Here is a 21,059-nt window from a genome sequence, read left to right on the forward strand (position 1 = left end):
CTCAACGACGAGTAATCACCGGGTTACCCAACACCCTCTCAGGCGGCGAGGGCCAGCGAGTCGTACGCCGCGTTCACGAAGTCGACGCTGCGTCGGTCGAAGGCGCCCTCGACGTGCCGGTTCATGACGTAGGCGATGGTCATCCGGGCGTCGAGGTCGACGAGGACCCACGAGCCGCCGGAGCCTCCCCAGAAGGCCAGCCGCCGGCCCTCGACGCGCGGGCCGTACAGGTCTGCGACGAGCGGGCTGCCGATGCCGTAGCCCATGCCCCAACGCACCGGCAGGCCGAGCACCAGGTCCGTCCCGTCGGCCACCTGCTCGAGGGCACGCGCGCACCCGGCCTCGGACAGCAGGCGCACGCCGCCGACCGTGCCCCCGCAGGCGAGGACCTGCTGGACGCGAGCGAGCGAACGCGCGTTGCCGTGGCCGTTGCTGCCGCCGAGCTCACCCCGGCGCCACGCCGTGGTGCTGGCGTCCGCGGGAGTGACGTACGGGTTGAAGAAGACCCGCTCGGGGATGCTGCCCGCGGGGTCCCGGGGGCGGGGCGGAGTGCCCGCGATCATCGGGGACACCCGCGCGTCGGCCTCGGCAGGTGCGCCGATGTGGCAATCGGCGCCGAGCGGGCCGGCGATCTCCCCGGCGAAGAAGCGGGTCAGCGTCATCCCCGTGGTCCGCCGGACAACTTCACCCAGCAGCGGGCCGTAGGTGATGGCCTCGTACCCCGCCGCCGTCCCGGGTTCCCACCACGGGGCCTGCCGGGCCAGCAGGGTGGTCGCCTTCTCCCGGTCGAGGACGTCGGCGATGGTCATGGGCCCGTCCCAGCCCGGGAGGCCGCAGGTGTGCCCGAGCAGCTGCCGCACCTCGACGCGCTCCTTGCCCTCGGCCGCGAACTCCGGCCAGTAGCGGGCCACCGGAGCGTGCAGGTCGATCACCCCCCGGTCGGCCAGGACCAGCGCGCACAGGGCGGTCATGGTCTTCGTCGAGGAGAACATGTTCACGATCGTGTCGCGCTGCCACGGGCGGGAACGCGCCTCGTCGACGTGGCCGCCCCAGATGTCGACGACCGCTTCGCCGTCGATGAAGACCGCTACCGAGGCGCCGACGTCGGCGCCGGCGTCCAGGTTGCCGGCCAGCAGGCTCCGGACCTCGGCGAACTGGTCGGAGCACGCGCCGTGGACCTCGCTCATGAGCTGCCTCCAGATCGGTTCGGACGTCGGGGTGCGTCGCCACCGTGCGTCGCCACCGTCACGGGATCCGGACGTGCTCGACCCGCGTCGCGGTGGCTCGCACGGCCACGTAGTGCGGCAGCAGGCCGAGCGCGGCCGCCTCGTCCTCCGCCCTCACCGACCACCAGATCTCGTGACCTCCGCACGGGCACGAGGCGAGGGCGTCCGTCCGGCGCAGCGGGCTGTCGAACCCGCGGAACGCCGAGAAGACGACCCCGCAGTCGTCGGCCGCGTGGTGGTGGTGAATGACGAACTGCGCCACGGATCGAGGGTCGCGGCTACCCTGTCCCGCGACATCGGGGCCGCACCCTGAGCGCACCCTCGTCCGGCGCGCGGTCCTCGTCCCGCTGGGGGTGGCGATGTCCGGAGCCGGGGACCCACTGGTCGGGCGTGATGCCGAGCTGGCGGCGTTCACCGCCGTCCTGGACCGGCTCGAGCGGGGCCACCCGGAGTTCGTCGCGCTGCTGGGTGAGCCGGGCATCGGCAAGACCCGTCTGCTCGCCGAGCTGGGCGCCCTGGCGGACGCCCGGGGGATGCTGGTGCTGTCCGGCAGCGCGTCGGAGTTCGAGCGCGACCTGCCTTTCTGGGTCCTCGTCGACGCGCTGGACGAGCACCTGCGCGGCCTGGCCCCCGGCCGGCTGACCGGGTTGGACGACGACGCCCGGGCCGAGCTCGGCCACGTGCTGCCGTCCTGGCCGGCGCTGCTCGTCGACCGCGGGCCGGGCCGGCAGGACCAGCGCTACCGGACGCACGGGGCGGTGCGCCGCCTGCTCGAGGTGCTCGCCGAGCCCGTGCCGCTCGTGCTCCTGCTCGACGACCTGCACTGGGCGGACTCCGGCTCCATCGAGCTCCTCTGCAGCCTGCTGCGGCGCCCGCCCGCCGCACCGGTCCTCCTCGGGACGGCCTACCGCCCGCGGCAGGTCCCGCCGCGGCTGTCCGACGGCGTCGAGCGCGCCGACGCGCTCACCCGCCTCGACCTGACCGGTCTCGACCTGGAGGGCGTGCGCCGTCTGCTGGGTCCGGGCTGTGACCGGAGGGTCGCCGCGGCGCTGCACGAGGTGAGCGGCGGCAACCCGTTCTACCTGCGCCAGCTCGCGCACTCCCGGCGGGCCGTGGACCCGGACGCCGCCGTCGTCCTGGCCGACGAGGTCCCGCCGGCCGTCGCCGCCGCGCTCTCGGCCGAGCTGGCCCTGCTCGACGACACCACGCGCACGGTCCTGGAAGGCGCGGCGGTGACCGGGGACCCGTTCGTCCCCGAACTCGCCGCGGCCGCCGCCGCCGTGCCGGAGGTGACGGTGACCGCCGCCCTCGACGAGCTGCTGCGCCGCGACCTCGTCCGGGTCACCGACGTGCCACGGCGTTTCCGCTTCCGGCACCCGCTGGTGCGGCACGCGGTCTACCACTCCGCGCCCGCCGGGTGGCGGCTGGGCGCCCACGAGCGGGCCGCAGACGCGCTCGCCAGGTCGAGTGCCGCGCCGGCGACTCGGGCGCGCCACGTGCTCGTGGCGGCACGGAGGGGTGACACCGCCGCCGTGGAGCTGCTCCGTGCGGCCGGTGTGGCCGCGGCGCAACGAGCGCCCGGGGAGGCCGCGCGCTGGTTCCGGGCCGCGCTCGACCTGCTACCCGAGACCGCGCACGGAGCCGCCGAGCTCGCCCTGGAGACCGAACTCGCCGGTGCGCTCGCGGCCACCGGTCGGCTCGCGGAGGCCCGCGACGCCCTCGTGCGCGGCATCGGGCTCGTGCCCGCCGACGCGGTCGCCGACCGGGTGCGGCTGGTCGCGGAGTGCGCCGGGCTCGAGCTGACGCTCGGCCGGCACGACGCCGCGCACCGCCGCCTGATGGCGGTGCTGGCGGAGCTGCCCCCGACGCACACCGCTCAGGCCGTCGCGCTCCTGAGCGCCCTGACCCAGGACAGCCTGTACCGGCTCGAGTACCCGCAGGCGCGGGAGTGGGCCGCGCGGGCGGACGCCGCGGCCACCCGGCTCGGCGACCCGGTGGCGGCCGCGTCGGCGGCCGCGTGGCGGGCGGTCAGCTGCGCGTTCGACGGCGCGGTCGACGAGGCGCGCGCCGCCTGCGCGGCGGTCGCGCCTCTGGTCGACGCCCTCACCGACGAGCAGCTCGCGCACCTCCCCGATCCCGGCGTGAACCTGGCCAGCGCCGAGCTGTTCGTCGACCGCTACGACCCGGCCGGGAGGCACATCGAGCGCGTCCTGCTCGCCGGACGGTCGTTCGGCAGGGAGAACCACTTCCCCGCCCTGTTCTGGACCGGCTGCGTGCGGACCGCCCGCGGCCGGTTGCCGCAGGCGGCCGCACTCCTCGACGAGGCGGCCGAGGTCGCCCGGTCCACCGGCCCGTCCACGATGCTCGGCTGGCAGCTGCTCGCCCGCTCGCTCACCGCGACGGCCGCCGGGGACGTCGACGTCGCGCTCGCGACCGCCGAGGAGAGCGCCGACACCATGGCCGGCCCCGTCCGCAGCCTGTCCTCGACGTGGGCCGCGTTCGCGCACGCGGCGGCGCTGCTGCTCGCGGGAGAGCCCGCGGCCGCGGCCGACCTGCTGACCGCCGCGGCGGGTGGTCGGGATCTGCCCGCGCTGCCGTCCCCGCTCCGGCCCCGCGCGCTCGAGGTGCTGACCCGCTGCGGGCTCGCGCTCGACCGCCCGCTCGAGGCCTCCGACGCGGCCGCGGCGGCGGACGCCTGTGCCGGCGAGTCCGGGCTGCCGACCGCCCGCGCCGTGGCCGACCGCGCGGCGGCCGCCGTCTCGCTGCACGAGGGCGACCCGCACCGCGCCGCCGCGCTGGCGCTGGCCGCGGCGCGCGCCGAGGGGGACGTCGGAGCGGTGGTCGACGCCGCGGAGTCCCGGGTCCTCGCCGCCCGCGCCCTCGCGGCGGCGAACCGGACCGGACCCGCGAGCGAGGAGCTGCAGCGGGCGGCCGCCACGTTCGACCGGTGCGGGGCGGCGCGCCGCTGCGCCGCCGCCGAGCGGGAGCTGCGCCGGCTCGGTCACCGGCGGCTGCACCGGCGCACGCAGCCCGGCAACCCCGGGCTCGGGGGCGTGGACGCGCTGACCGAGCGGGAACTGCAGGTCGCCCGCATGATCGTGGACCGGCGGACCAACGCCGAGATCGCGGGGATGCTGTTCCTCAGCCCCAAGACCGTGGAGACCCACGTCAGGAACCTGTTCACCAAGCTCGGGGTGTCCTCCCGCGTCGAGGTCGCGCGGGTCGTCGAGCGCTCCGCGCGGTAGGAGGACGCCGTCCCTCTCACCGGAGCCACACCGGACCGACCTGCCCCGTCACGGGTCGCGCGCCGACCGGGCCCGCACGCCCTCGGCGATCTCCGCCAGCCCGTTGAGGACGGCGAAGACGGCCAGGTTGACCACCAGCCCCGTCGGGCTCCGCTCCGGTGCGACGAACACCGTGCAACCGGCCACGATCCCCAGGAGGGCGAGCAAGGCCGGTACCCAGCGGATCCGGACCGCGTGCCCGAACTCGAGAGCCGCGCGGAGCCGCAGCGCCCCCATGACGACGACCCAGACGGCGAGCACGTGCAGCAGCGCCCGGGCGGTGACGTCCGGCCAGATCACGACGCAGGCCGCCGTCGCGAGGGAAGCCATCCCCTCGACTGCCTGCTGCCACCTCCGGTGGCCCGGGTGGAGCAGCCCGACCAGCACGAGCACCCCGTCGAGAAGCGCATAGCTCGCGACCACGACCACCAGCGCGGTGAGGGACGCCTCCGGCCACACGGCGATCGCCACGCCCACGGCGACGCCGGTCAGCCCGCGCACCGTCGTGCCACGCCTCTCCGCAGCGACCGCCTCGCCGAGCCGCACCGCCGGGCGGCGGGACATGGCCGACCACGCGACGTCGTGGAACGACGCCGTCCCGGCCTGCAGGGAGCGCACGGTGCGGTCGGGCCCCTGGTCCCGGGCGGACGCCGCCTCACCGGGCCTCACAACGTCACGCCGTCCCACAGCCTGCGCTCCTCGGCGAGCGGGTCGTCGACGACGCGGCTCTCGACGTCCAGCCACATCGTCGCCCGGCGGTCGACGTCGTAGGCCGGCCACTCCGGGAGGCGGGGGTGCCGCGGCACGCCCGTGCGGACGAACTCCACCCACGCCCCGTGCACCGCGTCGACGAGCTCCTCCGGAGGTCGCGCGCCCGCGAGCTCGAAGAACGGCGCGGCCGCGTCGTCCAGCCGGTTCCAGACGAACGGCAGGTCGAGGCCGTGGTAGGCGCCGAGCCCGCGATCCGACGGCGGCGAGCCCCACACCAGCTGGAAGGCGTAGACCCGCGTGCTGTGCGGCCGGGCGGCCTCCAGGAGCCGGATCTGCGGGATGCGGAAGATCACGTCGGTCAGCAGCCGGCTCCGCCGCGCCCGCTCGCTCCCGCCCGGCGCGGACGCGTACGTGGCCAGGACCTGCTCCGGCGTCCGCCCTGAGGCCCCGAAGGCGGCCTCCGCGACCGACGGCGCGACCGCCGAGAACTCCTCCGGGAACAGGTCGACCTCGTCGAGGGTGCTGCCGACGAGCAGGTCGATCCCGCGCGCGGCACCGTCCGCGACCGCCTGGAGCGCAGGTCTGGGCACCACGTCCCCACCGGTCGTGGACAGGCAGACGACCCGCGTGGCCAGCGTCATAGGACGCGGCCGGACACCGTGCGCGTCGAGCACCTCGAACATCCGCGGCTCGATCGAGTCGTAGGCCGCGAGGAGGTCGGCGTCCGTCACGGCGGCAAGGCCCTCCTCGTCGTCGGGCCGCACGTCGAGCCGGTCGAGCACCGCGGTCCCGAGCACGGCCGAGGTCTCGACGGGGACGTCGAACGACGCCGACCCGCTCTGCAGGACGCCGCGGCGGAACAGGCCGCGCGCCGCCGGCGCGCCGAGCAACTGGCCGACGCTGTGCGCACCGGCCGACTCCCCCGCGACCGTGACGAGGTCGGGATCACCACCGAACGCGGCGATCTCGTCCCGCACCCACTCCAGGGCGGCGATCTGGTCCAGCAGGCCGAACGCGCCCGCACCCGGCCGGCCCTCGACGTTGAGGTACCCGGCGGCGTGCAGCCGGTAGTTCAGCGTCACCACGACGACGCCGTCCCGGGCGAACGCCGCGCCGTCGTACAGCGCGTCCGAGCCGGCGCCGAGCTTCAGGCTGCCCCCGTGCAGCCAGACGAACACCGGCAGCCCACCAGCGGCCGGGTACGGCGTCCACACGTTGAGGTTCAGGCAGTCCTCACCCGCCGGCGGCCGGGCGCCCACCCGCATGATGCGGCCCTCGACCGGGTCGTGGCTCTGGGGGTGCGTGGGCCCGAAGCGCGTGGCGTCGCGCACGCCGTCCCACGGTGCCCGCGGCGCCGGCGGGCGGAACCGCAGCCGGCCCACCGGCGGCTCGGCGTAGGGGATGCCGCGGAAGACGCAGATCCCGTCCTCGACCGAACCGCGGACGGCCCCGGCGGTGGTGCGCACGACGGGTCCGGTCGGTCGTGCCCTGGTGTCGACGGTCGGCAGCATCGCGGTCCTCCTCGTCCTCCGACGCCCCGGCACGGTCCCGCGCCGCCGGACCGCGGGACATCGGGGAGGGACCCTGACCCACGCCCTGACCGCGGGCCGCCCGCGGGAGCGCCCCTCGGCGGACCGGGGCCCGTGCGGCATGGGCGGTTGCCTTGCCGCCGGGACGGGTGACGGGGTATCCAGAACCGCTCACACCGCGGACGACGGGCCACCGGGGAGGCCATCGTGGAGAAGGTGCTCCGTGCCGGTCTGATGGGCATGGTGCTCGCCCTCGGAACCGCCGGGTGCACCAGCGGTACGGGCGATCCCACCGCCTCGTCGACGGGTGGGAGCGCCACGGTCCTTCCGCCCGCGTCGGCGGAGCAGGCGCCCCCGCCCGCTGCGGAGCCGACCCTGCCGGTCGACGGGCCGCGCCTGCCGGTCGGCGGGCCTTCCACGCCGGTCGGTGAGCCCGCCCCACCGGCCGGTGGGCCGGCGCTGACCGCCGGGGACGCCGAGGCCATCGCGCTGGGGGCGGTCGGCGGCGGTGAGGTCGTGCGCATGGAGGTCGACGACGTCGACGACGTGCTGCAGGTCTGGGAGGTCGCCCTCGTCACGACCTCCGGCGAACGCCGGGACGTGACGATCGACCGGACCACCGGACGCGTGCTCGGCAACGAGCTGGACGACTGACGCGGCCTGCCGCGGCGGAGGACGGGACGGCGACGATGCGCGTGCTGGTGGTCGAGGACCAGCCGAAGATGCAGGACCTGCTGTGCCGCGGGCTCCAGCAGGGCGGCTACGCGGTCGACACCGCGGCGGACGGACCGTCGGCCCTGCACCAGGCGACCGAGAGCGCGTACGACGCGATCCTCCTCGACGTGATGCTGCCCGGTCTCGACGGCTTCGAGGTGCTCCGCCGGCTGCGCGCGGCGGAGCGGTGGACGCCCGTGCTCATGCTCACCGCCCGGGACGCGGTGCAGGACCGGGTGCGAGGGCTCGACGGGGGGGCCGACGACTACATCGTCAAGCCGTTCGCCTTCAGCGAGCTGCTCAGCCGGCTCCGCGCGGTCATCCGCCGGGGACGGCCGGCCCGGCCGGTGGTCCTGCGCTGCGGTCCGCTGGAGCTGGACCCCGCGACCCGGACGACGACCGTCCGCGGCACGGAGGTGGCCCTGTCACCCCGCGAGTTCGCGCTCCTGGAGATGCTGCTCGACCGGGACGGCGCGGTCGTCACGCGCACCGAGCTGCTCGACCACGTGTGGGACTCGTCCTACGACGGCGTCTCGAACGTCGTCGACGTCTACGTGCGGAACCTGCGCGACAAGATCGACCGTCGGTTCGGGGTGCGGCTCATCCACACCGTGCGCGGCGCGGGCTACCGCATCGCGGAGGCCGCCTGACCACCCCGTTCCTCGGCCGCGCAGCCGGTCGGGCCTCCGCCGCGGGAAACGCCGGACCACCGCCGAAGAACCCTTCGTGATACCAACAATACCCACCGTGCTCGTCGCGCGGCGTGACGAAATCGGTGCGCATTCGTCGGGCCTCGTCTGGAACGATGAGGAGCAGGCCGGTGAAAGCCGCCTCTCCGTCACCTCCAGGCAGCTCACCGTCACGGAGCGCGGGGACGAATGCGCAGGTAGAAGCCGGATCCGGTCGATGGACCGGACTCGTCCCCACATTCATCGGTTCCTCATCTGGCGTTCATGATCCGTGAAGGTGTTACGGGTTAATGTCCCGCGGGGCGGTCTATTGTCACGTCCCTCGGACCGCCCCTACAGTCCCCGCCACCGCGCACGATTCCCATCGGGAACCGGGCGCACGACGTCGAGCGGGGGCCGCTGTGAGCGCCACATTGCTGACCGGCGCGGCCGGTTTCATCGGGAGCCATCTCGCCGAACGACTCGTGGCCGACGGGTGCTCCGTGCGCGGGGTCGACGCGTTCACCGACACGTACGCGCCGGCGCAGAAGCGGGACAACGTCGCCCTGGTGTCGGCAGACCCGCGGCTGGAGCTGGTCACCGCCGACCTCGCCCGCGACGACCTGAGCGGTCTCCTCGACGGCGTCGACGCCGTCGTCCACCTGGCGGGCGAGCCCGGCGTGACGGCGTCCTGGGGCACGGCGTTCGCCACCTACGTCGAGCGCAACGTCGTCGCTACGCAGCGCCTGCTGGAAGCCGCGACCGCAGCCGGCGTGCGCCGCTTCGTCTACGCATCGAGCTCGTCGGTCTACGGGCCGGAGATCGGGCCGCTGACGGAGTCCGCGGTGCCGCGACCGCTCAGCCCGTACGGCGCGAGCAAGCTCGCCGGTGAGGTCCTGGTGGGGGCGTACGCCCAGCAGCGCGGGCTGTCCACGGTCTCGCTGCGCTACTTCTCGGTCTACGGACCGCGGCAGCGTCCGGACATGGCGGCGCACCGGTTCATCGAGGCCCTGCTCGACGGCCGACCGGTCCCGGTCCACGGTGACGGCCGGCAGGCCCGCGACTTCACCTACGTAGCGGACGTCGTCGCGGCGACCGCCGCGGCGCTCACCGCCCCGGTGCCCACCGGGACCGTGCTGAACGTCGCCCGCGGTGAACCGGTGGAGGTGCGCGAGCTCATCGCCGTCCTGGCCGAGGAGCTGGGCGTCGCGCCGCGCGTCGAGCGTCGACCGGAGCGAGCGGGTGACACCCCGCGCACGGAGGGCCGCGCCGACGCGGCGCGCGCCGGCCTCGGCTGGGAGCCGCTCACCGACCTGCGCACCGGGCTGCGGCAGCAGATCGAGTGGCACATGCACCGACGACTCGCGACCCCGTCGTCCGCGCTCGCCGACGCCCTGCGGTCCTCCCCCGTCCCCACCGGCCTGCGCGTGCCCGTCCACGAACCCCCGGGCGGCTTCGCCGCCGAGGTCGTCGGCGCCGGGAGCGACGCGTTCCGGGAGGCCGTGCGATGGGAGGCCGTGCGATGAGCGCCTCCTCGGAGCCGCGGCTGCTCATCTACTCCCAGGACGGGTTCGGCCTCGGCCACCAGCGACGGACGACGCTGCTCGCCGACCAGTTCCTCCGCAGCTGCCCGGGCTCCAGCGCGCTCACCGTGTCGGACTCACCGCTCGGCAAGTTCTTCTCCTCCGCGGTCGGTCACGACTACTGCAAGCTGCCCTCGGTGCGGAAGGTCGGTCCCGGGGACTGGCGTCCGGTGTCGCTGTCCTCGTCGTTCGACGACGTCCTGGACATGCGGCGGACGATGCTGATCTCGGCGGTGCGGGCCTTCCGCCCGGACGTGCTGCTCGTCGACCACATGCCGCACGGCGCCATGGGCGAGCTGGTGCCCACCCTGGAGATGCTGCAGGACGAGCCGACCGTCGTCGTGCTCGGGCTGCGCGACATCCTCGACGCGCCGGGCGTCGTGCGGGAGCGCTGGCGGCTGGAAGGCGCGTACGAGGCCGTCGAGCAGTACTACGACCGGGTGCTCGTGTACGGCTCGTCCGACGTGTTCGACCTCGCCGCCGAGTACGCCTGGCCGGCTGCCGCGAGCGCGAAGATCGAGTACTGCGGCTACGTGTGCGCCCCCGTGCAGCCCGAAGCGGTGTCGGAGTCGGTGCGGTCGCGGTACCTCGACGGAGCGGGCGACGAGCGGCTCGTGGTCGCCATGGCGGGGGGCGGCGCGGATGCGTACCCGCTCTTCGACGCCCTGTTGTCCGCGGTGCCGGCGATGCAGGAGGGCGGCCGGTGCCGCGTCGTCCTGGTGACCGGCCCGTTCCTGCCCGCCGAGCGGCACCGCGAGCTGGTGGCCCGCGCGCAGGACCTGCCGGTGGACGTGCTGATCTCGGTGTCCGACCCCGTCCGCTACGCGGCGTCGGCGGACCTCGTCGTGGCGATGGCCGGGTACAACACCACCGCGGAGATCCTGTCGGTCGGCGCGCCGGCGCTGCTGGTGCCCCGCTCCGGTCCCAGCGCGGAGCAGCGGATGCGCGCGCGGCTGTTCGCCGAGCGCGGCTGGGTCGACTGGCTGCCGCCGTCCGAGCTGGGTGCCGAGCCCCTGGCCGCCGCCGTGCGGTCGGCGCTCGAGCGGACGCCGGGCCCCCGGCACGTGCGCCCACCGGACCTGGACGGACGCGATGTCGCCACCGACCGGCTCGTGGAGTCGCTGGACCGGACCTGGGCGCACGGCCTGGTCCCCGTGGGTGCCGACCTGGCGATGGCCCCCGCGCGGCGGCCGGGCCGGAGCCTGCGCGACGACGACTGCCTCCTGGCGTGACGATGCCCGCCGCCGCGCCGGTGCACGCCCCACGGAGGGCGTGACCGTGCCGTCCCTCCTCGCGGCCGCCCCGGCGGCCGCAGCCGACCCCGCGCTGCCCGGGCTCGCCGCCGCCCTGTCCGCGTCCCCGCCGGGCACGGCCGCCGGGGACGACTGCCGCGTCCGCTCCGTCGAGTGGCTGCCCCGCCGCCGCTGCCGGGTGGTGCACGAGGTCCGGTCGCCCGGCCGCCCGGCCGCGCTGCTGTGCTGCGAGGTCACCCCGACGGGGACGGTGGTCCGCGGGCCGGCCGACGACGCCGACCTCCCCGGGCTCGCGGTCGCATTGGACCCGGACGGCGTCCGTGACCGCCTCGCCGCTGTCGCAGGGCGCCCGGTCGAGGTCCTCGAGGTCACGCCCGTCGCCTGGCGACCCGGCGCCCGGGCCGTCGTCGCGTACGACCTCGCGACCGGGTCCGGCCGGACGACGCTGTACGCGAAGCTGCTCGCCGAGGGGCCGGACCGGTACGCCGCCGCCGCGGCCGCGCTCACCGCCTCGGCCCGCGGGCGGGGCACCCCCGCTCCGGTACCCGAGGTCGTCGCCGTGTGGCGCGACCTCGGCGCCGTCGTCCAGCGGGCGGCGCCCGGCCGCGTGCTCTCCGACGTGCTCCGCGACGGGTCGTTGCCCGAGGGCGAGCGCCTGGCCGCCACCGGGCGGCTGGGCCGGTTGCTCGCCGACGTCCACGCCGCACCCGCGGACGGCCTGCCGCCCTGGGGCGCTCCGGACGAGCTGGCGGCGCTGGAGGCGCTGCTCCCCGCGGCGTGGCACGCGGACCCCGCCGCCGGCCGGTCGCTCGCCTCCGTGGTCGACCGCCTCGCCGACGCGGCGCCGGCCGAGGCGGACCCCGTGCTCGCGCACGGGGCCTTCCGCACCGGCCAGGTGCTGCTCGACGGCGGCCGGGCGGTGCTGCTCGACCTGGACACGGGAGGCCGGTCCGACGCCGCGCGCGACGCCGGCAACGCACTGGCCTACCTGGCCTGGGCCGAGGCCCGCGGCGCGCTGCCCGCCGGCCTGGCGAAGGGTCTGCGGCCGGCCTTCCTCGCCGGCTACGCCGAGGCACGCACGCCGCCGGGCAGGACCGCCCTGGCCTGGTGGTCCGCCGCGGCCATGGCGAAGATCGCCGGCCGCCGGTTCCGGACGTTGTCGACGGCGGAGTGGCGCTCCGTGCCCGACCTGCTGACCCGGGCCGCGGCGCAGCTGGTGGCGGCCGGCGCAGCGGGCGGCGGTGCCGGGACCGCCGCGCGGCCGCAGCCCGCGCCCGAGGCCGACCCGTCGGACACCGACGGGATGACGGCGGTGCTGCGCGCCGAGCCCTCCCTGCGCGCGCCAGGCCCGGTCCGGGTGATCAGCGCCCGGACGCTCGCGGAGTCGGCCGGCCGGCGCTGCGTCGTCCGGTACCTGGTCGAGGGCCTCGACCCCGACCGGCCGGTGCCGCTGATCGGGAAGCTGCACACCGACCGGCACCGCTCGTGGCTCGCCCACGAGAACCTCCGCCTGCTGGCCGAGGTGTTCGCCGCGACCCCGCAGCTCGGCGTCCCGGCGCGGGTCTGCCACCTCCCCGAGCTGCGGATGGTGCTCTACCGGGAGGTGCCCGGCACCGCGGTCGACCGGCTGCCCGGGTCCGCCGCCGTCGCGGCCGCCGGCCTCGCCGGCCGGTGGCTGGCCACGCTGCACGGGTCCGCTGCCGTCCTCGGCCGCCGCCTGGACCTGGCGCACGAGGTGGTCGACGTCGAGGAGTGGGCCGCCCGCGTGGGCGCGGCGCTCCCCGACGCGCGGGCCGCGGCGTCCGCCCTGGCCGGCCGGCTGGCCGCCGCAGCCGCGGAGCTGCCCGCCGCGCCGGAGGTGCCCGTCCACCGCGACCTGCACGCCGGTCACGCGCTCGCGGTCGGCGACGGGCCGGGCGGCTCCGGAGCCGGCTCGGGCGTCGCGGTCATCGACCTGGACGAGGCCCGCATGGGCGACCCGGCGCTGGACGTCGCCCACTTCACCACCTACCTCGACGTCGCGGCGGCGCCCGCCGCGCGGGGGGTGCGAGAGGCGTTCCTCGACGGCTACGGACCGCTGCCCGGCCCCTCCCCCGACGTCCGGACGGCTTTCTTCACCGCCCACACGTGCATGAAGATCGCCAAGCAGCTGGTCACCCGCCGCGGCCCGCTGACCGCGCCCCCCGGCCCGGCGCGGTCGGCGGCCGTGCAGGCGGTCCTCCGGAAGGGGGCCGCGTGCCTGGACGGGTGATGTACCTGGTGCGCAGCTGGCCCCGGCTGTCGCAGACCTTCGTCGTCAACGAGGTGCTCGCGCAGGAACGGCTGGGCACCCGGCTGGAGCTGTACAGCCTGACGCGCTCGGAGGAGCGGCTCGTGCAGCCGCAGGTGTCCGCGGTGCGGGCGCAGGTGCACTACCTCGACGAGCGGCCCCGCCGTCCCCGGTTCGCCGCCCTGCGCGAGCACGCGCTGGTGGCCCGCTCGGCGCCGCTGGCCTACGCCGCGACCGTGGTCTACGCCGCCGCCCGGCCCCAGCTCTCCCGCGGGTACGCGACGCTGTCGACCCTGGGCTGCCTCGCCGCGGCCGTGCGCGTGGCCGCGGCGGTGCACCGGGCGCGGCGGGCCGGCGACCCGGTCGAGCACCTGCACGCGCACTTCGCCCACGACCCCGCGCTGGTGGCGCTGCTGACCAGCCGGATGACGGGCGTGCCGTACAGCGTCACCGCGCACGCGCGGGACCTGTACCAGATCCCCGTCCCGAGCCTGCGCGCCCGTGCCCGCGCCGCGGTCGCCGTCGTGACCTGCTGCGCCGCGAACGTCGACTACCTGCGTTCGGTGCTGCCGGCCGACCTGCACACCCGGCTGCGGCTGATCCACCACGGTGTCGAGCTCGACCGGTTCGTCCCGGCCGACCGGCCCGACGCCCCGCCGCCGGTGCGGATCGTGTCCGTCGGCCGGCTGGTCGAGAAGAAGGGCTTCGCCGACCTGCTGCACGCCTGCGCCGAGCTCCGGTCGAGCCGGCCGGAGGCGGCCTTCCGGCTGCGCGTCCTCGGTGACGGGCCGCTGCGGCCGGAGCTCGCCGGGCTGCGCGACCGGCTCGGGTTGCGGGAGGCGGTCGAGTTCGCCGGCGAGGTCGACCGGGACGGTGTCCTGCGGGCCTACCAGGACGCCGACGTCTTCGCGCTCACGCCGTGGGTCCCCGCCGACGGCGACCGGGACGGCGTCCCGAACGTGGTCGTGGAGGCGATGGCGTGCGGGCTGCCGGTCGTGACCACCGACGCGGGCGGCGTCACCGAGGTGGTGGAGCACGGCCGGACGGGTCTGGTCGCGACGCCGCGCGACGTCGGCGCGATCGCCGGGCACCTCGCCGAGCTGGTGACGGACCCCACCCGCCGGCGGGAGCTGGGCGCGGCCGGGCGGCGCCGGGTCGAGCAGGGCTTCGACGTCCGGTCGGCCGCCTCGGAGCTGTCCGCCGTCTTCGCCGGGGCGGCGTCGTGACGCGCCTCGACCTGCCCGGCGCCCCGGCCCGCGGGACGACGGGCGCGACGGCGCAGCTGCGCCGCGTCGAGGAGGCGCTGGACGCCCGGGCCATGGGCCCCCGCCTGGCGGCGGCGCTCGGGTCCGCCGGCCGCGGTGGCTGCGCCGTCCTCGACGCCAAGTACGAGCCGGGTGCGCGGTGCACGGTGCTCTACCGGGCCGGGGACCTGCTCGTCCGCGGTGACCTGCTCGCCGGGCATCCCGGCGACCCGCCCCCCGGGGGCCCGGCGCGCCCCGTCGTCGCTCCGGGCGTGCGGCTGTCCGTCTTCCCGGACGACCCCGACCTGCCCGGCCTCGCCGGCGCGCTCGACCCCTCGGCGCTGCGCGGCGCGCTGCGGGACGCGCTGCCCGGTGGCGGGCCGGTCCTCCGGTGCCGGGCGGAGCTGCTGCGGTACCGCCCGGCGCGGCGGGCGACCCTCGCCGTCGAGGTGCGCGGACCGGCCGCCCCACGGGGACGGCGCCTGGTCGTGAAGAGCTACCACGACGGCCGGAAGGCGGCCGCGGTGGCGGCGGAGGCGGTCCTGCTGCCCGCGACGGCCGACCCGGATGCGCCGCTGCGCTTCGCCCCGGTGCTCGCCCACCTGCCCGACCGGGCGCTGGTCGTGCAGGAGCACGTCCGCGGGATCCACCTCGACGAGGTGCTGCGCCGATCCGGCCCGGCACCGGCGGACGCCCTCCGCCGCGCGGCCGTCGCGCTGGCGGCGCTGCACCGGCAGCCGGTGGTCAGCCGGCGGACGCGCACCGTCGACGCCGAGCTCGACCGCTTCGCGGCCCGCGCCCGGCGGGTGGCTGGGGTCGCCCCGGCCGCCGGCGCGGTGCTGGTGGACCTGGCCGCCCGGCTCGCCGCAACGGCCGACGGCCTCGGGCCGGGCGCCGTCGCCCTGGTGCACGGCGACTGCAAGCCCAGCCAGTTCCTGCTGCGCGGCGAGCGGGAGGTGGTCCTGCTCGACCTCGACTCGTGCGGGCGGGCCGATCCGGCCGGCGACGTCGGCACCTTCCTCGCGACGCTGCGGCAGCACGCGCTGCGCGCGCTGCTGGCGCGGCGGCTGACGCCGGCCGCCGCCCGCGCGCGGGCGGCCCTCGCCGAGGAGTTCCTCGACGCGTACCTCGCGGCGGCGGGCGGCACGCGCGACCCCGGCCTGCGGCGACGGATCACGTGGTACGAAGCCGTCGCGCTGGAGCGCAAGGCGCTGCGGTGCTTCGCCCGGGCGCCCCGGTCGCCGCTGACCGGCGCCCTGGTCGCCGCCGGGCACGGGCGCCTGGATCGACTGGGAGGTGGGCGGTGAGCGCGCTGCGGTCCGCGACGGCCGGCGTGCCGTCGGACACGAGAGCACCGGAGCGGCCCTCGGCGCCGCCGCGGGTGGGCCTGTCGGACTACCGCCGCGGCCTCGCGCTGCTGCGCCGGTTCCACGGCGGGCGGCGCCCGTTCGTCCTGGGCGCGCTGCTGCTGCTGGTCGAGGCCGGGGCCGCCGTCCTCGAGCCCATCCCGATCGCCTACCTCATCGACTACCTGCAGGGCAGCTCACCGGCGCTGCGCGACCTCGGCTGGCCCGACCTCGGCCTCTCCGACCGGACCGGGACGCTGCTGCTCCTCGTGCTCGGCATCGTCCTGCTCGCCGCGGTCAACAGCGCCGCGGACTCGCTGGCCGAGGTCAGCCTCGCCCGCGGCGGCCGGGTGCTCGGGTACAACGTCCGCGTCGCGCTGTACTCCCAGTTGCAGAGGCTGTCCCTGGCCTACCACGACAAGCGCCGCACCGGCGACGTCCTGACCCGGGTCACCGGTGACGTCCTGGTCGTCGAGGACTTCGTCGTCAAGTCGCTGAGCAACCTCGTCGGGAGCTTCCTGGTCCTCATCGGCACGGTCGTCGTCCTGCTGTGGCGCGAGTGGACCGTCGCGCTCATCGCCGTGGTCGTCATCCCGACGCTCGCGTTCGTCTCCGACTACTTCTCGCGCCGGATCAAGGCCGTCTCGAAGACCCAGCGGGCCCGCGAGGGCGAGCTGGCGTCGACCACGCAGGAGATGCTGACGTCGATCCGGCTGGTGCAGAGCTACGGCCGCGGCGGCGTCGACCTGCGACGGTTCTCCGAGCAGACCGACCAGAGCATGCGCGCGGCGGTCGGGGTGTCCCGCGTGCAGGCGACGTTCAGCTTCGTCATCGCGCTGCTCGAGGCCCTGGCGATCTCCGCGATCGTGTGGATCGGTGTCCTGCTGGTCGACCGGGACGCCATCTCCGTGGGCACCCTGGTCTTCTTCATCCTCGTCCTGCAGAACATGTTCAAGCCGTCACGCAAGATCGTCAGCGAGTGGTACAAGATCGGGAAGGTCCTCGCCAGCGTCGACCGCATCGACGACCTGCTCCAGCTGGAGCCCGCCGTGGTGGACGCGCCCGACGCCCGGCCCGCCCCCGCCTTCACCGGGCAGCTGGCCTTCCGGGACGTGACCTTCGCCTACCACGCCGAACCGGGCGACGACGCCCCGCCGGTGCTCCGCGACGTGAGCTTCGAGATCCGGCCGGGTGAGATCGTCGCGCTCGTGGGGCGCAGCGGCGCGGGCAAGAGCACGATCGCCCAGCTCGTCCCCCGGCTCTACGACCCGGACGCCGGCGCCGTCCTGGCCGACGGCGCCGACCTGCGCGGCTTCACGCTCGAGTCGCTCCGCTCCCAGGTGAGCCTCGTCCTGCAGGACACCGTCCTGCTGAGCGGCAGCATCGCCGAGAACATCGGCTACGGCGTCGACGGCGCCACCCCCGGGGAGATCGAGGACGCGGCTCGCTGCGCCAACGCCCACGACTTCATCGAGAGCCTGCCCGACGGCTACGGCACGGAGATCGGCGAGCGCGGGGCGACCCTGTCCGGTGGGCAGCGTCAGCGCATCGCCATCGCCCGGGCCTTCATCCGGCGCGCGCCGGTCCTGGTGCTCGACGAGCCGACGACCGGTCTGGACGCCGACTCGACGCGCCTGGTCGTCGGCGCGCTCCGGACGCTCATGCACGGGACGACCACCATCATCATCTCCCACGACCCCGATCTCGTCCGGTGCGCCAACCGGGTGCTGGTCGTCGACGGCGGCGGCATCGTCGAGGAGGGCACCCCGGCGGAGCTCCAGCACGCGGGCGGTCTGTACGCCGACCTGATGCAGCGCTGGTCGGTCGGCTCCGCCGGCGCGCACGAGGCGACCGAGGACGGGACGGCGGGCGGGACGGCGGGCGGCCCGACCGTCGGCGCGATCCTCGCCCGGCTGCGGGCCGAGGGCCGCCGGCCGGCGGCCGGTCGCCGGACCCGGGAGCGCACGCCGCACCCCGACGGCGCGGTGCCGCAGAGGATCGACGGCACCGGCGACGGACCGGACCGGGAGGGGGTCGCCGCCGCGACCGGGTCGAGCCCCGACGGGAGCGCGGCAGCGAACGGGGCCCGTCGGGACGGTGCTGCCGTGAACGGTCAGCGCCGGGACGGCGCCGAGGCGCCGTCCCGGGTGGAGGCCACGGCGCGACGGTCCCCCCGGGAGGCCGTCCCGGCGGCGGACGGCGGGCCGCCGCGGTGACCGCGGCCACCGCCCCCGCCCCGGACACCGCCCGGGAGTCCCTGGCCTCGGCGCTCACCCGGCGCTCCCCCGGGATCGCCGCGGCGCTCGACCCGGAGCGAGCCCGGTTGCGGGCGGCGGCGTGGGCGGCGCGCGCCGTGCCGGACGCCGCGGTCTCCGACGTCCGGGTGGGGTCGGTGCTGTGCCGGCCCGACGGCAGCTGCACGCTGCGCTACCGGGTCCGGCTCGCCCCCTCCGGCAGCGAGCGGGTCCTCCTCGTCGAGGTGCCGCGCTCGGGGGCGGACGTCGTGGTCCGCCCGTTCCCGGCCGACCCCGGCCTGCCCACCCTCCCCCGCGCCGTGGACCCGGTGGTCATGCGCGAGGTCCTCGGCCAGGTCGTCCCCGGCACCGGAGGTCCCCGGGCCGTCGGGTGGTTCGCGGTCGACGTCGTCCACCACCCGCGGCGCGACCGGTGCGTCCTGCGGTACCGGCTCGCGCCCGGCACCGGCGGTCCCGGCCGGCCGCGGCACCCGGTCGTCTTCGGGAAGGTGTACGCCGACCCCGCGGCGCCGGCCGCCGCGGCGGCGGCGCTGCGCCTGCTCCGCACCGGGCTGCGGCCGCTCCCCGACGGGACCCGCGTGGCCGTTCCGCGGCCGCTCGCCGTCGTCCCGGGGCTCCGGCTCGGCCTCGTCGAGGAGATCCCCGGGCGGCCGGTGCTGCCCGAGCTGCTCACGACCGCGTGCCGCGCCGGCGAGCACCCGGGCGGCACCGACCCGCACGAGCTGCCGGACGCCGTCGCCACCGCCGCCCGGCTGGCCGCCGCCGTCCACGCCTGCTCCCCCGACGGCGCACCGCTGCCGGTGCGGACGCTCGACGGCGAGCGAGCCGCCACCGAGTCCGAGCTCGCGCTGCTCGAACCCGTGTGGCCCGGCCCCGCCGCACGCCTGCGGCGGGGTCTGGACCGCGCCCTCCGCGCCGCCGGCGACCCGTGCGGCCCGGCCGCCACCCGCGGGCCGTCCGGGTCCGGGCTCGCCCACGGCGACCTCACGCCGGGCCAGGTGCTGGTCGACGGCACCGGCGGCGCCGGCCTGGTCGACGTCGACACGCTCTGCCTCGCCGAGCCCGCTCTCGACCTCGGCCGCTTCCTGGCCTACCTGCAGGTCACCGGCGTCCGGAGGGCACCGTCGGCCGAGCCCCTGCTGGCCGAGCTGTCGGCGCTGTTCGTGGCGTCCTGGCTGGGGAGCCGGCTCGACCAGCGCCCGGCGGCCGGCGGGACGCGCCCGCCCGCGGCGGCCGCCGTCCGCGAGCTCCGGACGCGCACGGCCGCCTACCGCGCGCTGGCCCTGGCGCGGATGGGCGCCAGCGCGTGCCGGCAGCTCAAGGACGACCGGCTGGGCGCGGTCCTGCACGTGCTCGACTCCGCAGCGGATGGACGAGGAGCGGATGGATGACGGGAATCCTGGACGACAGGGACGCGCTCGGGGCGCTGGAGGCGTTCGCCGAGCTGCCCGACTGGCTCGCCCGGGTCATGGCGCCCGGACGGGCCGCCGCTGCGCTGCGCGAGGCCGTGCCGGAGTTCACCCGGCCGGGCGTCGAGCTCGTCGGCGCGGAGGTCGACCGGCTGCGCGCCAAGGGCGAGCTGTGGCTCGTCCACTGCCGGGTCACGCTGGTCGAGGACGACGCGACGACGGAGCTGGTGCTCACCGGGCGGCTGCTCCCGCCGGGCTCGCCGCCCCCGCCGGCCGCGCCCGGCGCGGCGCTCGGCGAGCCGGGGTGGTGGTGCTGGCTGCCGGACCTGCGGCTGCTGCTGGAGGTCGAGGACGCCGACCCCGGACTGCCCGCGCTACCCGCGCTGGTCGACGCCGACGAGGCCGCCGCGGTGCTGCAGCGCAGCCTGCGCGACGCCGGGCACGACGTCGAGGTCGCCGGGTGCGAGCCCGACGTCGTCCGGTACAAGCCCGGCAGCCGCTGCACGATCGTCTACCGCATGCGCTACCGGGGCACGCCGGGTCCCGACCCGCTGGTGGTCAAGACCCACCAGGGCGACAAGGGGCGCACGGCGTGGGAGGCCATGCGCGCGCTGTGGGAACGGCCGGTCGCCCGGGACGGCGTCGTGACGCTCGCCGAGCCGCTCGCCTACCTCCCGGAGGAACGCGTCCTCGTCCAGGGGCCGGTGCCGGAAGAACGCACGCTCAAGGACCTGGCCCGGGACGCGCTCGGCCAGGCCTGGGCGGCGGCACCGGCCGGGCCGGCCGGGGCGGGACGCGCGGCGCTCGGCGAGCTGCGCGAGATGCTCGCCCGCACGGCCGCGGCGCTGGCCGCCCTGCACGGGAGCGGCGCCGAGTACGGGCGGACGGCGAGCTGGGACGACGAACTGGCGGAGGTGCGCGACGTGCTCGCCCGGCTGGCGCTGAGCGTGCCGCACATCGGCACGGCGGCCGAGCCCCTGCTCGCCCGGCTCGAGGCGCTGGACTCGTCGGCAGCGGCCGATCCGCTCGTGAGCGCCCACCACGACTTCCGGCCGGCCCAGGTGCTGCTGCACGCCGGGCGGATCGGCTTCATCGACTTCGACGGGGCCTGCCGCGCCGAACCGGCGCTGGACCTCGGCCGGTTCCGCGCGAAGCTCCGCGACATCGGGATGACCGCGATCCCGGCGGCCGACCGGCCGCGGCCCGGCGACCCCCGGCTCGACCGCCACCTCCGGCTGCTCGACGACCTGTGCGACGGCTTCCTCGCCGGATACCGGCGGCACGCGTCCGTCACGCCTGCCCGCGTGGTGCTCTGGGAGACCACCGACCTGCTCACCGCGCTGCTGCACGCGTGGACGAAGGTCCGCACCGCCCGGGTCGACCCGCGGCTGGCCCTGCTGCGCCACACGCTGGCCACCGATCCCGCGCTCGCCCCGGACCGGGCGTCCACCGGCGCCGCGGAGGGCGTGCCGGTGCCTTGAGCCGGCCCGCGCGAACTCCCACACTGACCCCCGACCGGCGGAGGTGGTGGCGTGCGCGCGTGCGGGGCGGCGGGCCGGCCGGCGCGA

At 76.8% G+C, this 21,059-nt stretch carries 15 protein-coding genes; 11 read left to right on the forward strand and 4 right to left on the reverse strand.

Annotation, left to right across the window (positions count from 1 at the left end; all coding sequences use genetic code 11):
- Window positions 1-38: 38 nt before the first annotated feature.
- Together OF117_RS20790 and OF117_RS20795 are read right to left on the reverse strand one after the other, a co-directional pair.
- Window positions 39-1,187 carry a serine hydrolase domain-containing protein gene (locus OF117_RS20790; RefSeq protein WP_263554764.1) on the reverse strand — a complete coding sequence of 383 codons (1,149 nt, stop codon included), beginning with the start codon at window positions 1,185-1,187 and terminating at the stop codon, window positions 39-41.
- 58 nt (window positions 1,188-1,245) lie between these two features.
- Entirely contained in the window at window positions 1,246-1,488 is a 243-nt protein-coding gene (locus OF117_RS20795) for a hypothetical protein (protein WP_263554765.1), read from the reverse strand.
- 97 nt (window positions 1,489-1,585) lie between these two features.
- On the opposite strand from OF117_RS20795, the gene OF117_RS20800 reads away from it, so the two are divergent.
- Entirely contained in the window at window positions 1,586-4,471 is a 2,886-nt protein-coding gene (locus OF117_RS20800; protein WP_263554766.1) for a helix-turn-helix transcriptional regulator, read from the forward strand.
- 48 nt (window positions 4,472-4,519) lie between these two features.
- On the opposite strand, the gene OF117_RS20805 is transcribed toward OF117_RS20800, so the two are convergent.
- Both OF117_RS20805 and OF117_RS20810 read right to left on the reverse strand, forming a co-directional pair.
- Window positions 4,520-5,128, reverse strand: coding sequence for an HdeD family acid-resistance protein (locus OF117_RS20805; RefSeq protein WP_263554767.1), 609 nt, complete (start codon window positions 5,126-5,128; stop codon window positions 4,520-4,522).
- A 47-nt stretch (window positions 5,129-5,175) separates the two neighbouring features.
- Window positions 5,176-6,732, reverse strand: a complete 1,557-nt coding sequence (locus tag OF117_RS20810) for a carboxylesterase/lipase family protein (protein WP_263554768.1) — start codon at window positions 6,730-6,732, stop codon at window positions 5,176-5,178.
- A 225-nt stretch (window positions 6,733-6,957) separates the two neighbouring features.
- Between OF117_RS20810 and OF117_RS20815 the strand changes: the two genes are divergently transcribed.
- The 10 genes from OF117_RS20815 to OF117_RS20860 all read left to right on the forward strand — a co-directional run bounded on the left by OF117_RS20815 (window position 6,958) and on the right by OF117_RS20860 (window position 20,972).
- On the forward strand, window positions 6,958-7,404 hold the full coding sequence (locus tag OF117_RS20815; RefSeq protein ID WP_263554769.1) for a PepSY domain-containing protein: 447 nt from the start codon (window positions 6,958-6,960) through the stop codon (window positions 7,402-7,404).
- Window positions 7,405-7,439: 35 nt separating this feature from the next.
- A complete protein-coding gene (locus OF117_RS20820; protein ID WP_263554770.1) occupies window positions 7,440-8,114 on the forward strand; it encodes a response regulator transcription factor in 675 nt (224 codons plus the stop codon).
- Window positions 8,115-8,554: 440 nt separating this feature from the next.
- Window positions 8,555-9,658 carry an NAD-dependent epimerase/dehydratase family protein gene (locus OF117_RS20825; protein WP_263554771.1) on the forward strand — a complete coding sequence of 368 codons (1,104 nt, stop codon included), beginning with the start codon at window positions 8,555-8,557 and terminating at the stop codon, window positions 9,656-9,658.
- Window positions 9,655-10,947, forward strand: coding sequence for a glycosyltransferase family protein (locus OF117_RS20830; protein ID WP_263554772.1), 1,293 nt, complete (start codon window positions 9,655-9,657; stop codon window positions 10,945-10,947). The genes OF117_RS20825 and OF117_RS20830 overlap by 4 nt, the downstream gene beginning before the upstream one ends.
- A 40-nt stretch (window positions 10,948-10,987) precedes the next feature.
- Window positions 10,988-13,219 (forward strand): phosphotransferase family protein, encoded by a 2,232-nt coding sequence (locus tag OF117_RS20835; RefSeq protein WP_263554773.1) that lies wholly within the window; start codon window positions 10,988-10,990, stop codon window positions 13,217-13,219.
- Window positions 13,204-14,463, forward strand: a complete 1,260-nt coding sequence (locus OF117_RS20840) for a glycosyltransferase (protein WP_263554774.1) — start codon at window positions 13,204-13,206, stop codon at window positions 14,461-14,463. The genes OF117_RS20835 and OF117_RS20840 overlap by 16 nt, the downstream gene beginning before the upstream one ends.
- The gene (locus tag OF117_RS20845) at window positions 14,460-15,788 is read left to right on the forward strand and encodes a hypothetical protein (protein ID WP_263554775.1); all 1,329 of its coding nucleotides are present in this window, start codon (window positions 14,460-14,462) and stop codon (window positions 15,786-15,788) included. Before OF117_RS20840 ends, OF117_RS20845 begins: the two co-directional genes overlap by 4 nt.
- Window positions 15,785-18,043, forward strand: coding sequence for an ABC transporter ATP-binding protein (locus OF117_RS20850; protein WP_263554776.1), 2,259 nt, complete (start codon window positions 15,785-15,787; stop codon window positions 18,041-18,043). The genes OF117_RS20845 and OF117_RS20850 overlap by 4 nt, the downstream gene beginning before the upstream one ends.
- The gene (locus OF117_RS20855; RefSeq protein WP_263554777.1) at window positions 18,040-19,473 is read left to right on the forward strand and encodes a phosphotransferase family protein; all 1,434 of its coding nucleotides are present in this window, start codon (window positions 18,040-18,042) and stop codon (window positions 19,471-19,473) included. The genes OF117_RS20850 and OF117_RS20855 overlap by 4 nt, the downstream gene beginning before the upstream one ends.
- Entirely contained in the window at window positions 19,470-20,972 is a 1,503-nt protein-coding gene (locus tag OF117_RS20860) for a hypothetical protein (protein WP_263554778.1), read from the forward strand. Before OF117_RS20855 ends, OF117_RS20860 begins: the two co-directional genes overlap by 4 nt.
- Window positions 20,973-21,059: the final 87 nt, after the last annotated feature.

This window comes from Geodermatophilus sp. YIM 151500 (assembly GCF_025716945.1).
Lineage (GTDB): Bacteria > Actinomycetota > Actinomycetes > Mycobacteriales > Geodermatophilaceae > YIM-151500.